11 protein-coding genes, 1 tRNA gene and 5 pseudogenes are annotated in these 16,187 nt (G+C 71.5%); 9 read left to right on the top strand and 8 right to left on the bottom strand.

Going from position 1 to position 16,187, the window contains the following annotated elements:
- The first annotated feature begins 5 nt into the window (after positions 1 to 5).
- Entirely contained in the window at positions 6 to 452 is a 447-nt protein-coding gene (locus GA0070562_RS28100) for a hypothetical protein (protein WP_244254972.1), read from the top strand.
- 32 nt (positions 453 to 484) lie between these two features.
- Here the strand turns inward: GA0070562_RS28100 and GA0070562_RS30425 are convergent, their stop codons facing one another.
- The 4 genes and pseudogenes from GA0070562_RS30425 to GA0070562_RS28080 all read right to left on the bottom strand — a co-directional run bounded on the left by GA0070562_RS30425 (position 485) and on the right by GA0070562_RS28080 (position 6,366).
- A complete protein-coding gene (locus tag GA0070562_RS30425) occupies positions 485 to 3,310 on the bottom strand; it encodes a right-handed parallel beta-helix repeat-containing protein (RefSeq protein WP_091427577.1) in 2,826 nt (941 codons plus the stop codon).
- Complete coding sequence (locus GA0070562_RS28090) at positions 3,307 to 4,500, bottom strand: hypothetical protein (protein ID WP_139135507.1); 1,194 nt, start codon at positions 4,498 to 4,500, stop codon at positions 3,307 to 3,309. Before GA0070562_RS28090 ends, GA0070562_RS30425 begins: the two co-directional genes overlap by 4 nt.
- Before the next feature lie 296 nt (positions 4,501 to 4,796).
- The gene (locus tag GA0070562_RS28085) at positions 4,797 to 5,654 is read right to left on the bottom strand and encodes a discoidin domain-containing protein (RefSeq protein WP_254663882.1); all 858 of its coding nucleotides are present in this window, start codon (positions 5,652 to 5,654) and stop codon (positions 4,797 to 4,799) included.
- Between the two features lie 104 nt (positions 5,655 to 5,758).
- Positions 5,759 to 6,366, bottom strand: a pseudogene (locus tag GA0070562_RS28080) (mycothiol-dependent nitroreductase Rv2466c family protein).
- Between the two features lie 75 nt (positions 6,367 to 6,441).
- Here GA0070562_RS28080 and GA0070562_RS31015 point away from each other — a divergent pair.
- Positions 6,442 to 6,588, top strand: a pseudogene (locus GA0070562_RS31015) (GntR family transcriptional regulator); the annotation flags it as partial.
- Positions 6,589 to 6,646: 58 nt separating this feature from the next.
- Here the strand turns inward: GA0070562_RS31015 and GA0070562_RS30485 are convergent.
- Positions 6,647 to 7,036 (bottom strand): annotated as a pseudogene (locus tag GA0070562_RS30485) (site-specific DNA-methyltransferase); the annotation flags it as partial.
- A 32-nt stretch (positions 7,037 to 7,068) separates the two neighbouring features.
- Between GA0070562_RS30485 and GA0070562_RS28070 the strand changes: the two are divergent.
- From GA0070562_RS28070 to GA0070562_RS28060, 3 genes and pseudogenes are all read left to right on the top strand, one after another.
- On the top strand, positions 7,069 to 7,743 hold the full coding sequence (locus GA0070562_RS28070; protein WP_091427573.1) for a hypothetical protein: 675 nt from the start codon (positions 7,069 to 7,071) through the stop codon (positions 7,741 to 7,743).
- Between the two features lie 507 nt (positions 7,744 to 8,250).
- A pseudogene (locus GA0070562_RS28065) lies at positions 8,251 to 8,880 on the top strand (GNAT family N-acetyltransferase); the annotation flags it as partial.
- Between the two features lie 452 nt (positions 8,881 to 9,332).
- On the top strand, positions 9,333 to 9,815 hold the full coding sequence (locus tag GA0070562_RS28060; RefSeq protein WP_254663881.1) for a deaminase: 483 nt from the start codon (positions 9,333 to 9,335) through the stop codon (positions 9,813 to 9,815).
- A 248-nt stretch (positions 9,816 to 10,063) separates the two neighbouring features.
- Here GA0070562_RS28060 and GA0070562_RS28055 read toward each other — a convergent pair whose 3' ends face one another.
- A complete protein-coding gene (locus GA0070562_RS28055; protein ID WP_175438899.1) occupies positions 10,064 to 10,639 on the bottom strand; it encodes a TetR/AcrR family transcriptional regulator in 576 nt (191 codons plus the stop codon).
- Positions 10,640 to 10,738: 99 nt separating this feature from the next.
- Between GA0070562_RS28055 and GA0070562_RS30420 the strand changes: the two genes are divergently transcribed.
- Both GA0070562_RS30420 and GA0070562_RS28050 read left to right on the top strand, forming a co-directional pair.
- Complete coding sequence (locus GA0070562_RS30420) at positions 10,739 to 10,876, top strand: hypothetical protein (protein WP_175438898.1); 138 nt, start codon at positions 10,739 to 10,741, stop codon at positions 10,874 to 10,876.
- The gene (locus GA0070562_RS28050; protein WP_091427568.1) at positions 10,873 to 11,577 is read left to right on the top strand and encodes an SGNH/GDSL hydrolase family protein; all 705 of its coding nucleotides are present in this window, start codon (positions 10,873 to 10,875) and stop codon (positions 11,575 to 11,577) included. Before GA0070562_RS30420 ends, GA0070562_RS28050 begins: the two co-directional genes overlap by 4 nt.
- Positions 11,578 to 11,922: 345 nt before the next feature.
- Here GA0070562_RS28050 and GA0070562_RS28045 read toward each other — a convergent pair.
- Positions 11,923 to 12,006 (bottom strand) — tRNA-Leu (locus tag GA0070562_RS28045).
- A 158-nt stretch (positions 12,007 to 12,164) separates the two neighbouring features.
- Between GA0070562_RS28045 and GA0070562_RS30825 the strand changes: the two are divergent.
- A pseudogene (locus GA0070562_RS30825) lies at positions 12,165 to 12,380 on the top strand (hypothetical protein); the annotation flags it as partial.
- A gap of 992 nt (positions 12,381 to 13,372) precedes the next feature.
- Here GA0070562_RS30825 and GA0070562_RS28030 read toward each other — a convergent pair.
- Entirely contained in the window at positions 13,373 to 14,758 is a 1,386-nt protein-coding gene (locus GA0070562_RS28030; RefSeq protein ID WP_254663885.1) for a hypothetical protein, read from the bottom strand.
- A gap of 436 nt (positions 14,759 to 15,194) precedes the next feature.
- Between GA0070562_RS28030 and GA0070562_RS28025 the strand changes: the two genes are divergently transcribed.
- Positions 15,195 to 16,001 (top strand): fibronectin type III domain-containing protein, encoded by an 807-nt coding sequence (locus GA0070562_RS28025; protein WP_254663880.1) that lies wholly within the window; start codon positions 15,195 to 15,197, stop codon positions 15,999 to 16,001.
- The last annotated feature ends 186 nt before the right edge of the window (positions 16,002 to 16,187 follow it).

Genomic DNA, 16,187 nt, shown 5'->3' with positions numbered 1-16,187 from the left:
ACGGTATGCGGATACGCCACCGGATCCATACGCAGATCCGGCAGGGCGACCGCCCGCTGACCGACCTGCTCGACGACGAACTCGACGACACGGCGCTGCTGCAGCAGGTCAAAGGCCACATGGCCGTCGCCGAGCTGCAGCACCTACGGCTGGACTGGGTCACCGCAGACCCACTACCGCACGTGTCCTCGCCGTACATCTGCTTCCGGCGCTCCGCGGCACGCAGCGGACACTGCCGGCCGACGCGCATCGACCGTGAGTTCGGGCCGGACCAAAAGACGCGCTGGGGTCCGGCCGACGTGTTCACCTTCCCGCCGCAGACCCTACGCCGCTTCGCCACCGACCCGGACAGCACGGTTCGCCACGCGGGCGCCGGCCACCCGAACCTGCCGGTCCACGTGCGTCGCGTCTTACTCGCGGATTCGAGCGAGTGGGTGGAGCAAGCCAGATGAGCTGCGGAATCAGGATGTAACAAGCTCTTCGATCATGAAGGCGGGGCGTGGGCGCCGGGCTCGCCTGGCGGGGCGTCGAGGGCCAGCCTCAGCGCCGCCTCGACCGGATAGACCGGGCAGTACAGCGGAGTGTCTGTGGCCGGCGGGGCCGCGTCCTTCGCCTCGAACGCCTTGCGGGCCCGGCCGAGGTCCGCGAGCAGGTCGGCCACTGACGGTTCCTTCTTCGGCTCCGGGGCCGCCTCGACGGGTGCCTCCGTCTTCGGCGCCGTGATCGAGACGCCGAGCGCCGCCGCGGCGGCGTTGAGCCCGTCCTTCGGCATCGCGGCGGCCAGCGCCGAGAGGCGGCCGACGGCCTGGTCGGCGTACGCGGCGTCGACCGGCACCGCCGGCAGCTCGAACCGGGTTCCGGTCTGAGCGCCGAACGGGGCGTCGCGGAACACCCGGTCGCGGTTCTCGGCGTCGACAAGCACGTGGCGGCCGTCGTGGAGGTCGGCGTACAGGTTGGCGGCGAGCACGTTCCCGTCGAGCAGCAGGTTCTGGTCGGGCACGGTCGCGCGGACGGCGATGCTGTCGGCGAAGGCGAGCACGTTGGCCTCGACCCGCATGACACCCCGGCCGGAGATGTCCAGCAGGCAGCCGGTCGTGGACTGCCCGGTCGAGGCCCGGCCGGTGGGGTCGGCGGCGAACAGGACCGTGTTGCCGCGGATGGTCCAGGGGCCCGCGCCGGGTGCCTGGATACGGACGGCGGTGCCGCTCGTGTTGACGACCACGTTGTTCTCGAACGTCCCGTACGCCGCACTGAGCTGCACGGCGCAGTACGCCGCGTTGGCGAAGACGCAGTTGCGCACGGTGATGCCGCCGCTGCCGCCGCGCAGGTCGAGCAGCGCCGCCGACTGGGAATGGCCCGCGTCGAGGGCGCCGCTGTCGGCGTACGCGTTGTAGGTCGCCCCGTCGAACATGAACCCGTCGAGGATGAGGCCCTCCCCAGAGTCCTCGCCGGTGAGCACCGGATCGCCGAAGATGCCCTTCGCCTTGGTCTCCGGAGTGAGCACGAAGCGCACGGGGTGTCGCCAGGGGTCGCGCGCGGCGAACTCGGCGTCCCACCCGCCCAGCAGCGTCAGGTTGCGTACGGGGATGCGCCACGTGCCCGACCGCAGGCGGCCCGTGTACTCACCTGCGGCGACGAGGATGCGGTCGCCCTCGGCGGCCTTTTCGAGGGCCTGGAACGGGTCGCGGAACGGCGCCTCGCGGCTGCCGTCCCCGCCGGAGGATCCGGCCCGCACGAACCAGTCGCGGCCGGCCGGCCGGGGCGGCTCGGGGGCCGTGACGTCGAGCACGGGCGCGAGGGAGTCGAGGACGATGGTGGCGCTCTGACGCCCGCCGGGCGGCGTGAGGCGATACGTGCCGCGGAGCAGGTACGTGGACTCGACGTCGAGGCCGCGCGAATACCGTACGGCCTCCTCAGTCTGGTGATGGACGAGGCCGTAGCGCGGGGCGAGCGCCCACCACGGGCTGTTGTCGGTGCCGGGCTCGTAGACGGCGACGCCGATGTGCGTCTCCGCGAGCTCGGGGAGGATCTGCGTGTTCTGGTCGAAGCCGACCCCGGCCCGCACCTGCACCGGGGCTCCGGCGAGCGCCGGGTCGGCCTCGTAGAGCCGCGCCCAGTCGACGGCCTGGTACGCCGGACCGGCCGGGAGCTCGGTGAACGGCTCCGGCGCCGCCAGGTCGGCGGGGTGCGCGCCCGGCGCCGCGCCGACCGCGAGGGCGAGCACCTCGGCCGGGGCGAGCCGGCGCATGACGGGCCGCTGAACATCACGGTCTGATGTGGACGACAGCTCGCCGAGGCCGGCCGATTTCCGCAGCGCGTTGAGGGCGGCGATCGGCGGGCGCTCGTACGTGACGGCGACGTCCACCGTGTACGTGTCGAGCCACGCCGCCGGGAGCCCGGTCAGCTGTGGGTCGCCGACGGTGTTGCCGGCCGCCGAGCGCAGGCCGACGTCTTCGAGCTCCGCGGCGTACTCCTCGGTGAGCTCGGCCTCCGCGCCCGACACCCGGCTGCGCACGATGTCGCGCGGTGTGGCGAAGAACAGGTTGCGGTCGATGGCGATCTGCCCGACGTCGCGCAGGCAGGCGACGGCCGCGTTGCCGCAGCCGACGAACACGTTGTCGGCGATCGCGGCAGCGCCGTTGACCCGTACGCCGACGGCCCGGTCGGCGCCGGAGCCGCGCGGCGGGTCGGAGTCGTCGTGGGCGAAGGCGAAGGTGTTGCGGCTGACCGCGGCCGGGGTCTCGGGGGCGCCGTCGCGGACGGTGAGCAGGCTGAGGCCGACGCAGTTGACGACGATGTTGTTCTCGAAGACCACGGAGTCGCCGCCGAGCTCGACGGCGCCGGAGCTGCCGTTGGCGAAGCAGCAGTCGCGGACGGTGATGCGCTCGCCGCGCAGGCTCACCAGCGGGCCGTCCCCGTAGGAGGCGCGCTGCAGGCCGCCCTGCTCGTCGTAGTCGTCGCGCCCGGCCCCGTCGAAGAACAGCCCGTCCAGGACGAGGCCGTCGTGGCCGCCGATGCCCTGGAGCATGTTCGGCTCGTTCGGGACGCGCAGGCCGGTCTTTGCCGCGAAGACCGTCGGTGTCTGCCAGGGGGTACGGCGGGCGAAGTCGGGGCTGTATCCGCCGAGCAGGGTCAGCTCGGGGGTGTCGACGACCCACGAGGAGCGCTCGCCACGCCCGGTATAGGTGCCCGCCGCGATGTGGATGCGGTCGCCGGGCGCAGCCTGCCGCAGCGCGAGCCACGGGTCGTGGAACGGCCGGGCCCGGGTGCCGTCGCCGACCGGGCCGCCCGCGACGAAGAGGTCGGTCATGACTTCTTCACCTCGTCGTCGGCTTCCTCCGTCTTGTCCGCGAGCAGCTTGAAGCCCACCTTGACCGCGTCTCTGACCTGTGCGAACGCGGCCAGGCCCGTCTGCTTGTAGGGTCCCTCGGCCAGGTCCTTGACGTATTCCTCCTCGGTCGCCAGCAGCGACTCCAGGGATTCCGAGGCCTTCTCCAGCTCCTCGTTGAACGTCGCCAGCGTGCCCGGATCATCGGTCAGCTGGGCGAAGGCGTTGGTGCTCTCCTCCACGAGCGTGGGGAAGAGCTCGTCGTAGAGCTTGCTGGACTGCTCCTTGGCCGCCTCGGCCCGCGTGTCGAGCCCTCGGTCGAGGACGTTCTCCTTCATCCAGTCCCAGTCGGTGGCCCGGTAGTCGCCGGACGCGCCGATGCCGCGCCAGTTCCCCGCCGCCTCGGCGCCGCGGGCGAAGAGCTTGTCGATCCAGTCCTCGTCGAGCTGTTCACGGGCCGCGGTCAGCAGCTTGATGTTGTCGACCACCGTCTGCTTCGCGGCACGCTTCTGCTTGGCCGCCATGAGGTTCTCCGCGGTGAGCTTCTCGAAGTTCTTGATCGCCTCGTTGGCGGCTTCCTTGGACGACGGGTCCTTCATGAAGAGGACGATCAGGCGGGCGCCCGAGGTCGGGAGGTATTTGACGAGCAGGCTCTTGACCGTGTCCTGGATGGAGCCGAAGTTCTTGAGGAGCAGCTGCTCGACGATCGCGTCGTTGCTGCGCGCGTTCTTGAGGTCCTCCTCGCACTTCTTGATGAGCGCGAGGTCGGCCTCCAGGACCTTGCTCATCAGCGTGGCGACCTCGGGGACGTCGAGCCGGGCGACCTGCGCCCAGATCTTGCGCTCCCCGGCGAGGAAGTCACGCGGGCCGACCGCGGTCCACCGTTCGTCGACGGACATCGCGTTGGCCTGGCTGTCCTCCAGCACCGACCGGATGTCCGATTCGAGGCGCTCCATCAGCGCCTCGGCCTGCTCGCAGTTGGTCTCCCACCGGTCGGTCAGGCCGTCATGGCCCGGTTGCTCCAGCTTGGAGAGCATCTCCTCGAACAGCTTCTCCCGATCGGTGTCGAAGCGTTCCAGCAGATCCAAGACCTTGTCGAGGATGTCCTCCTCGAACCCCGTGGCGCGCATCCGCTGCTCAACGAGCTCACGGGCGTCATCGACATCTTCCACGAATTTCAGCGTAGGAGCCCTCGGTCACCCGAGGCAGTCGTGAACCCGATCCCTGCCAGATCAAGGATCCGACCTATGCCGCCGCTCGGTGAAGACTGACTCCGAAAGTCGTCGACTCTTCGGGAGTGCACCATGTCATCCCTGTTCAGCGGACCGATACTTGGTGTTCGTATGCGTCTTTCGTCTGGCACCGGGGCGCAGCCGGCTTATAACGGCATGGGGTGCCCGCTCCGTGGCGGCCACCCCATGCCTTACCGTCCCGTGCGGTCACTCCCCCAGGAACGCACGGACGAGCCTCAGTTGAGGGCGTAGATCTCCGCGGCCGACGTCCACGGGTTGCCGGCGACCTCACTCACGGCACGCAGTCGCAAGTACTGCCCGGTCTTCGCGGTGAACCGGACGTCCTTCTGGCTCGCGTCGTTGGCGAACGTGCCGGTGGCCACGGCCGTTCCCCAGTTGGTGCCGTCGGTGCTGACGTACACCTCGTACTGGCCGATGCGTCCGTTGGCCGCGCCGGAGCCGCCATCCTGCCGGGGCAGGTAACGCAGGCCCGAAACGGAGTAGCTCGCGCCCATGTTGATCTGGATCTCGTGCGGCGCCGGGTCACTGCCGCCGGTGTACTTCGTGTGCCAGATCGTGCTGAGGTTGCCGTCGAACGCGTTGGTCGCCGCCCCGTTCTCGGCCGCCGTCTCCTGGCTGTCGACGTACCGCACCGACCAGCCGGTGCGCGGGACGACGCCGCCACCGGGCGCGCAGGTGGTGGTCAACTGGTGCGCGCCCCGGTCGGGACGGCATCCCGCGGTGACCGCTCCGCCGAAGAAGTCCCGGCTGCCCGGGTTCGTCATGATCTGGCCGCTGGCCAGGGCCGGCGAGCCGGCCCGCAGCCGGTACCCACCGGCGTTGCTGATCGAGGTGGCGGTGCCCGGACCGACCATCAGCGGGTCCGCCGTGCTCTTGGCCGGGTCGGCGGGCTCGCCGGCCGGGTGCTGGCCGTAGAAGGTGTTCGAGTTCCACAGCAGCGAGCCGGCATCGACGTAGCTGGAGCCGGTGCTGGTCACGTAGAAGATGTTGTTGTAGATCTTCGTGTTGGTGATCTTCCCGCAGATGAGGTCGACCACGTCACCGCGGTCGTTCTGGCTGATGTTGTAGCGCACGATGTTGTCCCTGGTGGTCGACCCGCCGCCGTTGCAGGGCAGGATGAAACCGCCTTCGTTGTCGTGGCTGTAGTTGTACTGGTAGATGGCGCCATGTGTGCCCGCTAGTCGACCCGCGGTCCGCCGGTACGTCCGCGTTTGAGCTCGAAGAAGCCGGGCGTGCCGGAGACCAGCAGCACCCCGTCCCACAGCCGGCCGGCCTCCTCGCCGCGCGGCACCGGGCTAACCACTGGGCCGAAGAACGCGTTGACCGTGCCGTCCGGCCCGGGCACGTGGATGGCCGGGGTGCCAAGGTCCTCCCCCACCGGGTCGAGCCCGTTGTGGTGGCTCGACCGGAGCGCGTCGTCGTGGTCGGCGGCCTCGGCGAGGCGGGGTCGAGGTCCAGCTCGACCAGCGCGTCGCGGTACAGGTCGGGCCCGATCGGCGTCTTCTCATGGTGGATGCGGTTGCCGAACGCGGTGTACAGCTCCCGCAGCACCGGTGTGCCGTGCTTCTGCTCGACGGCGGTCAGCACCCGGACCGGGCCCAGAGTGTTCGACAGCCACCGTTCGTACCACGGCTCCAAGCCGTCGCGGCCCTGGTTGAGCAGCCACAGACTCATCACGTGGAAGCGCACCTCCACGTCCCGGACCCGCTCGACCTCCAGCAGCCACCGGGAGGTGTTCCAGGCCCACGGGCACTTCGGATCGAACCACACGTCAACGACGGTCATCGCAGGGTCCCCTTTCCCGCAGTCATTCAAGACCCGGAAATTGGTGTGAGGAAGCGCCGATTCTGACCGTTCTGATTGGGCCAATGTGGGGTCACCTCCGGCGATCGTGCGTCGAGGATCTACCGGCAGTTGCTGGACGCGATCCTGGACGGCCCGCTGCGGCCCGGCGAACGGCTGCCGCCCACCCGCGAGGTGGCCCGCCGGCTCGACGTCGCCCGGAACACGGTCCTCGTCGCCTACGAGCGACTGACCGCCGAGGGCCTGGTGGTCACCCGGGTCGGTGCATGGGGGTGCCGGCGGCTCGGGCCTTGCGGACGGCCTGGAGTGGGAAGAACGACGGCCGGCCGACGAGCCCGCCGTCGCGGATGGCGGCGAGCAGTGCCACGCACCGGTCGACGGGGGTGAGACCGGCCCGGATGCCGGCGCCGATAACAGCCGATGGCAGGTCGACGAGTTCGTCGTGCTTGCGCCACGGTCGGGCGGTCACGACGACGAGGCCACCGGGGCGCAGGAGGGTGTGGCAGCCGGTGAGGATCTGGGCGAACCCGTCGGCGAGGCCGGCGAGGTCGCGGTAGGCGAGGTTCCCGCGGTCGGTGCCGTCGTTGTAGGCGTTGTCGAACTTTGTCACGCCGTCGGCGCCGGGCCGGACCAGGCCATGCACGGTCGGCCCACCTCATTTACTGCGCAGCCTGCCACCGACGCATGCAGGGCCAGTACAACCACGGCGACGCCTACTACCGCTGCCGCTTCCCGCAGGAGTACGCCCTCGCCAACCAGGTCCCACACCCCCGCTACGTGTACCTGCGCGAGGACGCACTCACCGACCCGCTCGACACCTGGCTGGCCTCCGCCTTCGCGCCTCACCGCATCGCGCAGACGATCACGGCGATGGCTGACGCCCAGCCCTTCAGTCATCCGCCCGCGACGGGCACCGCGACCCAAGCGATCATCACCGAGTGCGACGCCAAGCTGGAGCGCTACCGCGCCGCCCTCGACGCCGGCACCGACCCGGCGGTGGTCACCGGCTGGATCGCGCAGACCCAAGCCGAACGCGCCCGCGCCGAGGCCGATCTACGCACCATCGCGCGCACCACCCCGCGCCGGATGAGCCAAGGAGAGATCACGGCCCTGGTGACCGCGCTCGGCGACATCACCACCGTGCTCCGCGACGTCGACCCAGCCGACAAAGCCGAGGTCTGCCGGCAACTTGGACTCCGGCTGAACTACCAGCCTGAAACGCGAACGGTGCGCGCTGAAGTCGTTCTCAGCGCACACCGTGGGGCTATCGTTTTGCGTCCGAGGGCCGACACGATCTATTGCCCCACCGCCGTTGACGCTCAGCGCAACTCTGAAGCTCACGCAAGCCTAGCTAGGTAGGCGTAGTCAAGGATGCGCTGCCGCGGCCGACTGGCCATCCGTTCACGTCGTCACGATATTGATAGCCACACCGACGGCGATCGTGCCCCGCAGAGCACCGGACTCCCGATGGGGCTTCCCTGCGCCCGCGCACACCATGGACCCGCGCGCTTGGAGACCGCGGCCGTTCGTGCCGTGAGCGTCGTTCGGGCAAACTTCGCGCAGGGTTGATTGTCCGCGATCCCGACGGGCATCTGATCGAACTCAACGAGCGGCTGAGCTGAATAGAGCCGAGCGCACGTTCAGCCGGTTGGCTCGTCGTCGCCCCATTCAGCCAAGACGCCGTCATGCCACGATCACCCGCAATCTTCTCGACTCTGAGCGGTCGTGGTCGTCCACTGGTAGCGCTGTCGCTGATGACCACAGATGTGCCGAAGAACTCATTGGGCGGACAGCCTTGGTTCGGGTGGCGAGCCTAGGATCGACCTTCAAGCCACCTGGACGATTCGGGCAGGAAAGAGCTTGATCATGAGTAGTGCATTGGCCGACATCCTGAATGCTGCCGCGCACGGGCACTTTCCCGCACCGGACGGCGGAACCACCGTAGTGCCACAGCCGAACCATCGCGATGCCGGAGTGATCGCGTTCACCGCACACTCGGTGGTATTCACGGACGAGGATCCGCTCTGGGTACGTGGCGTCCTGGCGGCCCTGGACTGCGATGCCCTGGCCGCCACCATGAATCCGGGCTTTTTGAGCGCGCTGCTCGGCCGGACAGGGCGATCCATGGACACGATTGATCTGTTGACTGTCGCGAGTCCGCTCGCCGGCGCGCCTCCCCTGCGACTGACCGAGCTGTTGGAAGCCGATCACCCCCGAGCGGGCAGAGCGCGCCACCGTCGTGACAGCATTCGCGTCTGGGCGGCTGACGGCGGGGTGATCGTCCTGGGCCAAGGTGTGGCGGGCCGCTGGGAGGCTTCCATAGAGGTCGATGAAGGGCTTCGTCATCAAGGGCTGGGGCGGTCGCTGGCGCTGGCCGCACGGCATCTGGTGCCTGATCGGCAGCCGGTCTGGTCCCAGCAGGCCGCCGGGAACGCCCGCAGTGTGCGGGCGTTTCAAGCTGCCGGGTTTCGGGCGGTGGGAGCCGAAGCGCTGCTCCTGCCCGGCCGCCGAGCTGCAGGCTCGCCAACGGACCCTGTCGGCGGTCACGGGCCAGTCGCACAACAGCACGGTATCGGTGTGGACCGCATCGGGGCAGGTGGCCCGCGCTCGCGTACTGCCTTCTGGACGTCGTCGTGATGACAGTCGCCGGATTGCTGGTCTCGGCCGGTGGCACGGGCCTCGCGCTTGCGCACGCCGGTCGATCGTCGTCCGGCCTATCGGGCGACGTACAACCTCTCTATCTGGCGACGCACAACCTCGGACGCGAAGGGCGACCGTGATCGGGCGCGCCTGATCACCGCGAGCCCGGCGGCCGAGGATGGCTGGCCGGGGCGGGCGCGTTCATCGCCGCCGGGTTGCTGCCGCTGTCTGCCCCTGGCGCACAGAAGTGGACCGTGCCGTGCGGTACGACGCACATCAGTCTGATGTTTCCAAGGAACGGGAGAAGTGTGGTTTCGGACGTCGACCGGCGATGGCTCCGGGAGGCCGTCGAGACCTCCCGGCTCTGTGTGCCCAGCAAGACGGCCTACGCCGTCGGAGCGGTCATCGTCTCAGCAGATGGCCGCGAGATCTCCCGGGGACATTCTCGCGATCAGGGCCCGGTCGTCCATGCGGAACAGTCCGCCCTGATGCGGCTCGGCACAAGCGCCGGGGATCTGTCGGGCGTCACCATGTATTCCTCAATGGAGCCGTGCACCTCTCGGCGCTCGGCCCCGGCCACCTGCTGCGACCTGATCATTGCGGCCGGGATCGGCCGCGTTGTGCTGGCGCTCCCGGAACCTCCGACGTTTGTGAAGTGTGTGGGCATCGCGATGCTCAGTGGCGTCGGCATAGAGGTCGTGACGGTGCCCGAACTCGCTGCGGAGGTGATGGCGATCAACGCGGCGCTGCTGGAAGTCCCCGCGATTCCCGGTACCGCCGAGGCAACCTGATCGCGCCCGGCCGTCACGGTAGGGCCGGTGGGCGGGCCGGCCCCGGCGAGGGTATGGACGAGTTCGTCGCGTTACACGGCGTCACGCGCGATGTCCGTGACGATCTCAGCGACGTACCGCTTGCTCGTCGCGGCCGCACGGGACGGCGACGCGGTGTTTGCTGGCTCGACTGAGCACGCCCCGGCGAACCGCTGAATCGCGGCATGAGCGGACGCCACCCTGGCCCGTGCGGCGGCCGGGCTCGCCGGTCACGCCGGCGTTTGGCCCGGGTGTCGGTTCAGGATGAGGTCGCCCGCGCGACGGAGCACCTGCGCCCGGGACCGATCGCCGTGGTCGGCGGCCAGGAAGTGCTCGCCGATCAGGAGGCAGAACGCGAGGACGCTGCGGGCTTCCACCTCGTCCGGGTCGTCGCAGAAGGTGCCGATCATCTCCCGCAGGAGGCCCAGCCGCCGGTTGTCGACCCTGCGGAGACGATCGGCGATCACCGGGTCGCGCCGGGCCCAGTCACGGATCGCCAGGTCGATCGGCAGCAGCCGGTCACTGGAGAAGGTCTGGACGCCGGCTCGGGCGATTCGGGTCTTCGGGCTGCCGCCTTCCTTCTCGACACGGTTGATGACCTCGTCGGTGCTCTCCCGCTCCCATGTGTCCACCATGGCCGTCAGCAGCGCATCACGGTCCGCGAAGAAGCCGTAGAAGCCGCCCTTGGATACGCCGAGCCGCTTGGCCAGCGCCTCGACCCGTACCGCATCCGGACCGCCGGATGCGAGCGCCTCGAGGCCGGCCTCGATCCATCGGTCTCGCGGGGTCCGCGTTTCGAACTTCATGTGACCCACCTCACTCCGCCGTATACGTCACCGTACGTGGCCAGCTAACCTTCCATATACGGCAGCGTACACGGGGACGCTGCCGCCCAGGAGGTCGTCATGAACGTCTTCGGTCACGTGGCCGCGCTCTACGAGCGGGAGCGGCCCGCTTACCCGGCCAAGGTGGCCGATGCGATCGTCGCCTACCTGCGCACCACCCTGCCCCTGGCCCGCAACGGCGCCGGAGTGATGGCATGAACCCGGTCTGGCTGCCGGTCGTCGTGCTCCAGGGTGTCTGGCTGCGCTCGACCCTGCGGCTCGCGTCGGCACCGGGTGGCGGTGTCAGCGGCACCGTCCCCGGTCCCGGGGCGGAGCCGCTGCGCCTGGCCGTACTGGGCGACTCGACCGCCGCCGGCTGCGGCGTGACCGACGGCGAGGAGGCCTTCGCGGCCAGCCTCGCACAGGAACTGGCCGCCCGTACCCGTCGGCCGGTCGACTGGCAGGCCGTCGGCCAGTTCGGCGCCGCCTCCCGCCGGATCCGATTCCAGCTCGTGCCGCGCCTCGACGACAACCTCGATCTGGTCGTGCTGCTCGCCGGCGCGAACGACGTGCTGGCCGGCCGCGGACCGGACCTCTGGCGCGAGGACCTGACCGGTATCCTCGCCGGGCTCACCCGCCGCGCACACCGGGTGGCGGTAGTGGGACTTCCGCCGTTCACCCTGTTCCCGGCCATTCCGGCCACCCTCGCGCGCTATCTCGGTGAGCGCGCCGCCGCACTGGACGCGGTCACCCGGGAGGTCTGCTGGGACCACCCCCGAACGTCGTTCATCGACCAACCCGCCGGGACGCCGCCACCCGACTTCTTCAGCATCGACCGCTTCCACCCGTCGACCCACGGATACCGATTCTGGGCACGGGACGTCGCCGACCGGCTCTGTCTTGGCCAACCAGCGCCCTGACGAGCCGGCACGACCTGCACACCGGCGGGTGCCTGACTACCGGGTCCGAGTCGTTCGCACCAGGCGGGTCCACCATCGGGTTATGGCTGCGGCGGTGGCGCACTTCCGTCGGTCGGCATGGCCGGTGTCGGGATCGAGATGACCGCGGAACTGGTCCGGGACCTGGTTCGCGAGCACCCCTGGTCACCGCGCTCGGCAACATCACCACCGTGCTCCGTAACGCCGACCCGGCCGACAAAGCCGAGGTCTACCTACGACTCGGACTCCGGCTGAACTACCAGCCGGAAAAACGCAAACGGTGCGCGCTGAAGTCGATCTCAGCGCACACCGTGGGGTTATCGTTCGTGTCCGAGGGGGGACTTGAACCCCCACGCCCTATACGGGCACTAGCACCTCAAGCTAGCGCGTCTGCCATTCCGCCACCCGGACCTGCACGTACCAGCCTACCCGGTCGACCAATGTGAGCTACTCACCGCATCGGTCGGCCCGGCGGGCCGCACGGGGCATTACTGTACACGGCCCAGAACGATCATGCACATCAGCTCCAGCGCGGCACGTTTGCGCAGGTCAACGGCCACATAGATCGGGTGGGTAGCGCGCAACAGGCGATTCCGGGCAGCATTGCTCCCGTGTCCCACCCCTCCCCGTTGATCGCCACTCAACACCAGGCCCTCGCACTGCGCGCCGCGGGTGACCTGACAAGCGCCCGCCGCCTGCTCGCCGACGCGATCATCGCGGCCCGCCCGGCGTACGGCGAGGATCACCAGGACGTCCTGGCCACCGGGCACCTGCTGGCCCGGCTGCATCGCGAGGCCGACGACCCGGCCGCCGCCCGCCGCGTACTCGAGGAGGCCTACGCGGCCGGCGAGCGCCGCCGCGGCGAGGCCGACCCGCTGATGCTCGCGCTCAGCTTCGACCTGGCCGGGGTGTCCGAGGAACTCGGCAACCGGCACGAGGCCCGCCGCAACTACAGCCGCGTAGCGACCGCCGGGGCCGCCGTGCTCGGTCCGGACCACCCCGCGGTACGCGCAGCCCGCCAGTACCTCGGCGGCTCCGCCGCCGCTCCCGCGGGCTATGGCCCCTCCCCCGGCGGCTTCGCCGCCGCTGCCGGCCCGCGCCCCGCTCCGCCCTCGCCCGGCTACCCGAATCCGGGCCGCCCCGGGCACCCCGATCAGTCCCTGCCCCGGCATCCGAACCCGGGCCCGCCCGGAAGCCCCGATCCGGCACTACCGGGGAGCCCCGGCCCGGCCCGGCCCGGCCAACCCGGTCCCGCCTCCTCCGCGTACCCCGGGCACGGGCGGTCCGAGCCCACCGTCTCGCTGCGGGCGGTCCCTCCACCGCATCCGCCCGCACCGCCTCGGCCCGTCGCCCCGGGTGTGCCCGCCGGGAGTCCGCCGGTACCCGGTTCGCAGTGGGCTCCCCGCCCGGGCCCGGCACCGCAGGCGCCCCACGCCGTGCAGCCGGCTCAGTCCGCGCCGAACCCGCGGGTCGCTCCGCCGCCTCTGGTGGCACCCGCCCCGCCGCAGCAGCCTGCCGCGGCCGGGCCGAACGGACCCGCGACTCCGTGGGGGCCGCCCTCGCCGCCTGTCTCGGAGGCGACGACCCGGTTCGCGCCCATCACCGAGGAGGCGACGACGCGGTTCGCGCCCATCACGGATGAGGCGACGACCCGGTTCCCAGTAGTGCCCGTCGAGCCCACCGCCCCGGCGAGGCCGCCGGCTGCCGGGGCAGCCCCGCAGGTGCCCGGTGTCCGCCCGGTGCCCCCGGCTCAGGGCGTCATCCCGGTTCCTCCGGCTCAGCGTGTCCCCCAGGCACCCCCGGCGACGTACGGCCGACCGGCCGCCGCTCCCGGTGTGACGCCGGTGCCGCCACGCACCCCCGGCACGCCTTCGCACCCGGCCACCGCCGGCACGTCGACGCCCGGTCCGACACCGGGAACACCCGCGACGGCACCCGGAACGCCGACCACAGCACCGACGGCCGGGGCACCGACGACGGCACCGACCGCCGGGACGACGAGGATTCCGGCGGCGGGGACGTCGGTGCCCGGACAGCCGACAGCGCCTCCCGTTCCCGGCCCGACGTCCTCGCCTACCGTCCCGCACATCGCGCCCGTGTCGGCGCCGTCCGCCCCCGCCCGTCCGGTACCGGCGCCGGGCGCCCCTACGCCTGCGGTACCGCCCCCGCCGACGCCCGGCGCCGCCGGCACCCCGCTACCGCCTTCGCAGATGCCCGGCACGGCCGGCACGCCGCTGTCGCGCCCGCAGCCGGGCACGGCCGGTACGCCGCAACCGCAATCACAGATGCCCAGAACCGCCGGCACGCCCCCGCAGCCAACCTCACAGATGCCCGAAACCATCGGCACGCCCTCGCTGCCGATGCCGGGAACCGCCGGCACGTCCCCACTTCCACCCCCGCCGGTCATCCCGCCGCCGCCCGCACCGCCGGTTACCGAGGCACCGCCTGCCGGGATCACCCCGCCACCGTCGCGGACGCCCTCGGCGGGACTGGTACCGCCGCCTCCGACCGTCCTGCCGCCGGCGCCGCGCGTGCCGGCGCCGGCGCCGGCAGTCGGCGACCTGCCTCCACCGCCGGCCGTGCCCGTCGTACCGCCGGTGTCGTCCCCGCCCGCTCCGCCACCGGTCGCCCCTCCGGCCTCGGCGGCGCCACCGGCGCCCGTGGCCGAATCGGCGCCGGCCGCTGCCACCGCGCCGACGCCGCCCTCTGCACCTGTTCCGCCCCGACCGGCGCCCGCCCCGCGGGCGACTCCGACGGCCGAGGCCACCCCTCCCGCACAGCCTGCCGCGGAGCGGACGGCCGGCACCGGCACTTCGGGCCGGGGTACGACACCGCCTGTCCCCGGTGGGCCGGGCTGGGACAAGCCGACGATCCGGGTGCAGCAGATCGGCCCGCTGCTGGAAGAGGAGGCGGCGCGTAACGCCGCAAAGGCAGCCCGCGACGCTTCGGCGAAGCCCGCAGCAACCGCACCACCGGTGAACACGTCTCCGGTCAGCGGTCCGCCGGTGAGCCCGGGAACGAGTGAAAGCGACGCCGCCGCGAGCGTGCAGCCGAGCACTCCCTCGGCAGGCGCGTCGGGCACTCTCGACGCGTCCGACGCCGGAACGCCTCCGGCAGGTGGGGCACCGCTGCCCACCGCACCGCACATCAGCGCGCCGCCCACCAGCGCTGCGCCCGTCGCCCCAGCACCGACAAGCGCAACACCCGCCAGCGCGCCCCCCACGAACCCGGTCAGCGGGCCGCCCGGACAGCCGGTCAGCGGCGCTCCGGTGAGCGGCTACCCGCCGCCGGTCAGCGGACCGCCTGCCGCACCGGTCAGCGCTGCACCGGCCATCGGCTACCCCCCGTCCGTCAGCGGAACGCCCGGACCGGGTTACCCACCGCCGGTCAGCGGACCGCCCGCACCCGGCTACCCGTCGCTGACCGGCGCACCACCCGCGCCACCCGTCAGCGGACCTCCGGGCCCGCCGAGCAGCGGGTCACCCGGCTACCCACCGCCGGTCAGCGCGCCGCCCGGATCCACCTATCCGCCACCGGTCAGCGCGCCGCCCCCCGGACACCCACCGGTGAGCGCTCCCCCCGGCACCTATCCGCCGCCAGTGAGCGGACCACCCGCGGCGCCGGTCAGCGCGGCACCCGTGAGCGGCTCCTCCGTACCGCCCTGGGGCATGGTCGCGCCGCCGTGGAGCAGCGTCGCCCCGTCCCAGCCGGTCGACCGGCCCACCGACCCGGAGCCGGAGGAGGACGAACCGGCGCCCGCCGACACGGCCGGCGAACCGGATCGGGACGCGCCGGAGCCGAACCGGCCGATGACGATCTACGAGGACCTGCTGGACTTCCCCGAGTCCACGCGACCGGAGCCGCCGGCCGAGCCGGAGCAGAGCGCCTGGCCGGCGACCCCGCCGATGTTCCACCAGCAGCCGGTCGAGCAGCAGGCCGCGTACCCGATGGAGCCGGAGCGGTCCGGCCGGAACCGGACGGTGCTGGCTCTGGTGGTCGGCGGTGCGGTGCTCGCGGTGGTGGCGGTGGTCGGTGTCGGCGCGGTGTTGCTGAACCGGGAGGCGGCGCCGCCTCCGGCTCCCGCGCCCGCGTCCGGCTCCGCGTCGCCGAAGGTGGCCGGGCCACCGCCGGGTGACCTGAAGCTGCGCGACGACACCACGACCGTGACGGTGACCTGGACCGATCCGACGAACGGTGGGGTGCCGTTCGTGGTGGCGGGTGGCCGGGCCGGGCAGAAGCTCGGGGTGATGGCGACTGTGGACGCCGGGCAGACCCGGTACACGGTGAACGGGTTGAGCGCGAAGCTGGACTACTGCTTCACGGTGCTGGCGGTCTACTCGACCGACTCGTACGCCACCTCGGGCCAGGTCTGCACCGACCGGGAGGGCGGCGGCACGCCGAACTGAGGACGACACGCTCGGTGTCCACAGGGGGACGGTGCGGGTTTCACCGGCTCCGGACGGCACCTATGATGGCTCCCGGCTCTGGGGAGGGTCCGCCGTGCTCGGTGGTTCTCCCGCACCGACACGGGGAGGCAGCCGGCAGTGACCACCATCGAGGACGTCACGGGCACCGGGCCGGAGCCGGCCCGC

The organism is Micromonospora tulbaghiae (assembly GCF_900091605.1).
Classification (GTDB): Bacteria; Actinomycetota; Actinomycetes; order Mycobacteriales; family Micromonosporaceae; genus Micromonospora; species Micromonospora tulbaghiae.
Note: the sequence above shows the minus strand (reverse complement) of the source record. Positions and strands in the feature narration are given on the sequence as shown.